Origin of the sequence: Micromonospora sp. NPDC048887, assembly GCF_040649715.1 — a bacterium.
Classification (GTDB): domain Bacteria; phylum Actinomycetota; class Actinomycetes; order Mycobacteriales; family Micromonosporaceae; genus Micromonospora.
Window position 1 is genome coordinate 258,638 of sequence record NZ_JBEZGA010000008.1, and the last position, 6,319, is coordinate 264,956.

A 6,319-nucleotide genomic window follows, 5' to 3' on the forward strand; every position below is an offset into this window, starting at 1 on the left:
GATCCTCGCCGGGTTCGGAGGGCCGGGCCAGTGTCGTAAACGCCAATGCCCGTACAGTTTCGGACATGGCCCTGATCGCGCTCGCCGCCACCGACGGGATGCTGCACTTCGAGCTGGCGGCGGCCTGCGAGATCTTCGTGCGCGACCCGACCGGCCTGGCCGACCCCTGGTACGACCTGGTGGTCTGCGGTCCCGGCCCGGTCAGCGTCGGCCGGTTCGCGGTCACGCCCGACCACGGGCTGGACCACCTCACCCGCGCCCACACGGTGATCGTCCCGGCGATCGAGGACACCGACGCCGAGCCGCCGTCCGACCTGGTCGACGCCGTCCGCGCCGCGCACGAGGCGGGCGCCCGGATGGTCTCGCTCTGCACCGGCGCGTTCGTGCTCGCCGCCGCCGGCATCCTCGACGGGCTGCGCGCCACCACCCACTGGGCGCACACCGAAGCGCTCGCCGCCCGCTACCCGCGCGTCCAGGTCGACCCGGACGTGCTCTACGTGGACAACGGCAATGTGCTCGCCTCCGCCGGTAAGGCCGCCGCCATCGACCTGTGCCTGCACCTCATCCGCCGCGACCACGGCTCGACCGTCGCCAACGCCGTCGCCCGCCGCCTCGTGGTGCCGCCGCACCGCGCGGGCGGCCAGGCCCAGTACGTCAGCACCCTGATCCCGGCCCGCGCGGACCATCCGATCGCCGCGCTGCTCCCCTGGGCGATGGCGCGGCTGGACCGCCCGCTGACAGTCGCCGCGCTCGCCCGCCAGGCCGGCATGAGCACCCGCAACCTGGTCCGGCACTTCACCGCCGCGACCGGCTCCACGCCGTCGCAGTGGCTGGCCACGCAGCGCATCCGGCGGGCGCAGGAGCTGCTGGAGAACAGCGACGACGGCATCGACGCCGTCGCCGAGGCATCAGGCATGGGTACGGCGACGACGCTGCGCCGCCACTTCCAGCGCACCGTCGGCGTGCCACCGGACACCTACCGCCGGACGTTCCGTCGCGGCTGACCGGGCTGCCCAGGTCCGGCTGCTGTCGAAGCTCGCCGGGCGGTCCGAACGAGTTGGGCGCCTACCCCTTCTTCGGGCCCCGGCGTTCCGGCGCGGAGGCTATGGTCGGCTCGTGTTCGACGTGATCGTGGTCGGCGGTGGGCCGACCGGCATGATGCTGGCGAGCGAACTGCGCCTCCAGGGCACCGGCGTGCTGGTGCTGGAGCGGGACGCCGCACCACCGCCGTACGTGCGCTCGCTCGGCCTGCACGTCCGCAGCATCGAGGTGATGGACCAGCGCGGGCTGCTGGAACGGTTCCTGGAACACGGTGGCCCGCACCCCATCCGGGGGTTCTTCGCCGGCATCGACAAGCCCGCGCCAGCCGATCTGGACACCGCCCACGCGTACGTCCTCGGCATCCCGCAGACGCTCACCGACCTGCTGCTCGCCGACCACGCCGCCGAGGTCGGGGCCGAGATCCGGCGCGGTCGTGCGGTGACCGGGCTGGAGCAGGACGACGACGGCGTGACGGTCCACCTCGACGACGAGGGCGAGCCGCCGCTGCGGGCGCGGTTCGTCGTCGGCTGCGACGGCGGGCGCAGCACCGTCCGCAAGCTGCTCGGCGTCGGATTTCCCGGCGAGCCGTCGACGATCGACACGCTGCTCGGCGAGATGGAGGTGACAGCGCCGCCGAACGAGATCACCAGGACCATGACCGAGGTACGCCGCACCGAGAAGCGGTTCGGGCTCGGGCCGTCCGGCAAGCCGGGCGTGTACCGGGTGGTCGTACCGGCGGCCGAGGTGGCCTCGACACCGCCGACGCTCGACGACGTCAAACGGCAACTCATCGCGTACGCGGGCACCGACTTCGGCGTGCACTCCCCCCGCTGGTTGTCGAGGTTCGGCGACGCGACCCGCCTGGCCGAGCGTTACCGGGTCGGGCGGGTGTTCCTGGCCGGCGACGCCGCGCACGTCCACCCGCCGCTGGGCGGGCAGGGGCTCAACCTGGGCATCCAGGACGCGTTCAACCTGGGCTGGAAGCTGGCGGCGACGGTGAACGGCTGGGCGCCGGCGGGCCTGCTGGACACGTACGAGTCCGAGCGGCGCCCGGTCGCCGCCGACGTGCTGACGAACACCCGCGCGCAGATGCTGCTGACCACGAACGAGCCCGGAGCGCGGGCGGTACGGCAGATGCTGGCGCAGCTCATGGACTTCGACGAGGTCAACCGCTTCCTGATCGAGAAGGTGACCGCGATCGGCGTCCGGTACGACGTCGGCGAGGGTCACCCGCTGCTCGGGCGGCGGCTGCGCGACGTACCGCTGCGGGACGCACGCCTGTACGAGCTGATGCGTACCGGCCGTGGGTTGTTGCTGGACGGGACCGGGAAGCTGTCGGTGGACGGCTGGGCCGACCGGGTCGGGCTCGTCGCCGGCACCGGCGACGAGCTGGACGTGCCGGCGGTGCTGTTGCGGCCGGACGGGCACGTGGTCTGGGTGGGCCACGATCAGCAGACGCTGGAGGATGCGCTGGCCAGGTGGTTCGGCAGCGCGACGAGGTGAGCTGCCGCCGAGCGCCCGAGGGCGTTCAGGGTCCGGTCGTCTGGTAGCTGCCTCCGCCCTGGCCCGGTGACGCGACGGCAGGGCACCGGCCGATGGACGTCCGCAGGTCCGCCATCGCCCCTCGGGCGCCGTCGTCGGTGTACGTCCTGAGCACTTCGCTTGCCACCCACGGGTAGTCGGAGCCCTCGACAGAGCTGACGGTGGCGGCGGCCATCGCCGACGGAGTACCGGTCAGCCGGTTGGCCGACAACAGCGGAATCATGTCCGTACAGGGCACTTCGGGGCCGGGGCGCTGCCGGCCCGTGTCCGAGGCCATGACCGTCGCGATGTCCACAGTGAAACCTGGTGGCAGCTCATCAGTGGTCACCAGCCGCGCCGACAGTGCCGCGGAGTAGCCGGATCCGCCGGTCGCCGGGATCGCGGACGGCTTCCGGGGGGTGGGCGAGCCGGTCGCCTGCGTGGCGGAGACGGCTTCGTCCGCCGAACGATCCGCTGGATCAGCAGCCGAGGGTCCGCAGGCGGCCACCACGCAGACCGCGCCCGCCGCGCCCAGCCTCCGCAGCACCATCCTGAGCACCGGGCAGACTCCATCTGTCGTACGGACGCGTCAGGCTACCAACGGACGTGACTCCAATCGGCCGCCCGGCTGCGGACCGGGTGCCGGACGGGCCCGGGCACATCTGCGCGCTGCGAGAGATCGTCAACTCCCCTACGCTGCGCCGCGTGACGGTTCTGATGATCTACAGCGGTGACACGGCGCCAGACGCGCCCGGCACGCGTACCGGCGGTGTTCCGCTCGTGCCTGCGGGCTTCGAATGGCCGGTGTGCGACGAGTGCGACGGACCGATGCAGTTCCTGGCCCAGGTCCGACTCGACGACATCGACGCGGCCGACACCGCGCTCTTGTCGATCTTCATGTGCCAGAACGATCCGGGCCTGTGCGACGAGTGGGATGCGACCGCCGGCGGCAATCGCGCGTTCGTCTTCCCCCTTGGGGCGCTGGCTCCGTCTGCCGTGCCCTCCGGCGACACCGTCCTGGCGGCCGAGACGTCCGCCGTCACGTACGTGCCGATGGACTCCGACGGCTACGACGAGGCGCGCGAGCGCTGGCGCAGTGAGTCCGGCCGACCGCTGCGAGACGTCCTGGGGCAGCTCGGCGGACTGCCGGCGTGGCTCCAGTTCGACCAGACGCCCACCTGTCCCGCCTGCGCCGCGCCCATGTCGTTCGTCGTCCAGCTTGAGGAAGGCCACGATCACCGCACCGGCTTCAACTTCGGTGGCGGTGGCTGCAGGTACGGATTCCGCTGCCGGTCATGCTCGACTGCCGCGTTCCTGTGGCAGCAGTGACCACTGCGCCCGGATGCCTGTCCGGGCTTGACGAACGGCAATGGTAAGTCATAGCTTACCGTTCGTGGCTACTTACCGAACCGAGGACGGATGGGACGCCCTGGGCGACCCGACGCGGCGGGCGATCATCGCCTGCCTCGCGGAGAAGCCACGGGCGGTCGGCGAGCTGGCCGCGATGCTGCCGGTCAGCCGGCCGGCGGTGTCGCAGCATCTGCGGGTGCTGAAGGACGCCGGCCTGGTGACGGACCGCACGGCGGGCACAAAGCGTGTCTACCGGCTCAATCCGGCCGGCGTGGCCGCCTTACGAGATCAGCTCGACACCTACTGGAGCCGTGCGTTGGACGGCTTCAAGGACGTCGCCGAGCGTCCTGACGAGGAGGAATCATGAGTGGAGCGGATGCGGTAGTGCGGCGGCAGATCGTGGTCGACGCGCCGGTGGAGCGGGCTTTCGCGGTATTCACGGAGCGGTTCGGCGACTTCAAGCCGAAGGAGCACAACCTGCTGCCATCGCCGATCACGGAGACGGTTTTCGAGCCGAAAATCGGTGGGCACATCTACGACCGCGCCGAGGACGGCAGTGAGTGCGCCTGGGCGCGAATCCTCGTCTTCGAGCCGCCGGACCGGCTCGTCTTCAGCTGGGACATCAGCCCGGCATGGCAGCTCGAACATGATCTGGACAACGCCAGCGAGGTCGAGGTCCGGTTCGTCGCCGAGACACCGCAGCGCACCCGGGTCGAGTTGGAGCACCGCAACCTGGACCGGCACGGCCCGGGGTGGGAGTCGGTTCGTGACGGCGTCGGCCACGACCAGGGCTGGCCGCTGTACCTGCACCGCTACGCCGGACTGCTCACCGAGGCCAGATAGCACAGCGCCTCGGCAACCACCAGCACGATTATTCACGAGCCTCGATAGTGCCGAGGGCGCCGGGGTGGCCCGTCAGGCACGGCGGCCGATCACGCGCCTTGGTCCGACGCCGACCCGGCGCCGGGGTCGGTCTCGGGCGCTTGACTTACGCGTCGCACGTACCCCTGGCACACCATCGCTTCTCGCACGACGTCGACCGGACCCTGACGCGGTACGGACGCTGCCGGCACCGACCCGGTGGGAGGGATTCTTCGGCCGGGGCAGCGAGTGGGCCAGCACTCGTCGGGGTGTAGGCAGGCGACCTGCCGGGTACCTCGCGCCCTACCCCTTACCCCTGCTCAGGAGGACCCTATGACCGTCGTACTCGCCGTTGTCTGCAAGGACGGAGTGGTGATCGGCGCGGACTCCCAGATCACCGAGAGCGACCGCGGTCTGAGCTTCCCCGCCCAGAAGCTGCACCCACTGGGCGACTGCGCCGCCTGGGGCGGCAGCGGCGCGCGGGGAGTACTCAACGACCTGCGCCCCCTCCTCCAGGACTCGGCCACCGCCATCCTCGAAGCGCCCGACATCGGCGACGAGTTGCAGGAGCGCGTCCTGCCCGTCTTCAAGAAGCACTACGCGAACTACATCCCGGACGTACCCGGCGAGGGCAGCGGCGGCGGGGTGTCGGCGTACCTGCTCGCGGCCGGCTACAGCCAGGGCGGGCCGTGGATCGTGGAGATCAACCCCAACGGGCTCATCGGCCGCTACGAGGACGTGGGCTTCCACGCCATCGGCTCCGGCGCGCCGATGGCCCAGCAGGCCGGCGCGCTGCTTGCTCACTTCCAGATGACCAGGCGCACCGTCGAGTACGGCGTGGTGGGCGTGGTACGGGTGCTGGAGGCGCTGGAGCGGACCTCGCCGTCGGTCGGCGGGCCGTTCAGCGTCGCGTGCATCAGGGAGGAGGGCGCCCACCACCTCGACGAGAAGGAGATCGCCAAGGCACTGAAGGACGTCAAGCGCTGGCGCGACCTCGAACAGGAAGCGCTCGACCGGCTGTTCGACTGAGGCCCGCGAGGATCTTGGACTTCGCCGCCGCACGAAATTGGAGAAGGCCGTCTCCCATACGGGAGACGGCCTTCTCACTGGGTGGAGCTGAGGGGATTTGAACCCCTTACACCTCCGCCTTCGCTAGATCATCTGCTATCGGGCGGATCGTCATACTGACCTGCGCAACCCTCGCCAGCACCTCTCGACGTTTGACACGGCTTGTCGCTCCCGGTTGTGCCGGATCTGTGCCCGATGATCTTCGACCCCAGCGCGACCCTTTGACCCCCAGAGATCGGCGATGGGGTCTCGCTTGGCTCGCATCGCTGTTCGCCGGGCCGATGGTGGTCACTGAAGCTCCGCTTGGCGCCCTGGGGTGCTGTGCTTCGTTGCTGCACAGCTCGGCAACTTCCATCGGTAGCGATCTAGGCCAGAGGTGTAGCTGAGTTCCCCCCGCTTCGATGGAGCAGTGGTTACCGGCTGCCGGCTGGTGCCGGGATGGCGATAGGTGGTTCGGCTGGTTCGGTTTCGCGGGTGT

7 protein-coding genes are annotated in these 6,319 nt (G+C 70.5%); 6 read left to right on the forward strand and 1 reads right to left on the reverse strand.

What is annotated here, in order from left to right:
• Positions 1 to 65: 65 nt before the first annotated feature.
• Together AB0C17_RS15630 and rox are read left to right on the forward strand one after the other, a co-directional pair.
• Positions 66 to 1,004: a helix-turn-helix domain-containing protein gene (locus tag AB0C17_RS15630; RefSeq protein ID WP_357479021.1), complete on the forward strand. Its 939-nt coding sequence runs from the start codon at positions 66 to 68 to the stop codon at positions 1,002 to 1,004.
• Between the two features lie 112 nt (positions 1,005 to 1,116).
• The gene (gene rox / locus AB0C17_RS15635) at positions 1,117 to 2,544 is read left to right on the forward strand and encodes a rifampin monooxygenase (protein WP_357473128.1); all 1,428 of its coding nucleotides are present in this window, start codon (positions 1,117 to 1,119) and stop codon (positions 2,542 to 2,544) included.
• Between the two features lie 25 nt (positions 2,545 to 2,569).
• Here the strand turns inward: rox and AB0C17_RS15640 are convergent, their stop codons facing one another.
• Complete coding sequence (locus tag AB0C17_RS15640) at positions 2,570 to 3,121, reverse strand: hypothetical protein (RefSeq protein ID WP_357473131.1); 552 nt, start codon at positions 3,119 to 3,121, stop codon at positions 2,570 to 2,572.
• Positions 3,122 to 3,267: 146 nt separating this feature from the next.
• On the opposite strand from AB0C17_RS15640, the gene AB0C17_RS15645 reads away from it, so the two are divergent.
• The 4 genes from AB0C17_RS15645 to AB0C17_RS15660 all read left to right on the forward strand — a co-directional run bounded on the left by AB0C17_RS15645 (position 3,268) and on the right by AB0C17_RS15660 (position 5,802).
• Positions 3,268 to 3,891 carry a DUF1963 domain-containing protein gene (locus tag AB0C17_RS15645; protein WP_357473134.1) on the forward strand — a complete coding sequence of 208 codons (624 nt, stop codon included), beginning with the start codon at positions 3,268 to 3,270 and terminating at the stop codon, positions 3,889 to 3,891.
• Between the two features lie 40 nt (positions 3,892 to 3,931).
• Positions 3,932 to 4,279 (forward strand): metalloregulator ArsR/SmtB family transcription factor, encoded by a 348-nt coding sequence (locus tag AB0C17_RS15650; protein ID WP_357473137.1) that lies wholly within the window; start codon positions 3,932 to 3,934, stop codon positions 4,277 to 4,279.
• Positions 4,276 to 4,755 carry an SRPBCC family protein gene (locus AB0C17_RS15655; protein ID WP_357473140.1) on the forward strand — a complete coding sequence of 160 codons (480 nt, stop codon included), beginning with the start codon at positions 4,276 to 4,278 and terminating at the stop codon, positions 4,753 to 4,755. The genes AB0C17_RS15650 and AB0C17_RS15655 overlap by 4 nt, the downstream gene beginning before the upstream one ends.
• Before the next feature lie 351 nt (positions 4,756 to 5,106).
• A complete protein-coding gene (locus tag AB0C17_RS15660) occupies positions 5,107 to 5,802 on the forward strand; it encodes a proteasome protein (RefSeq protein ID WP_357473143.1) in 696 nt (231 codons plus the stop codon).
• Positions 5,803 to 6,319 lie beyond the last annotated feature (517 nt).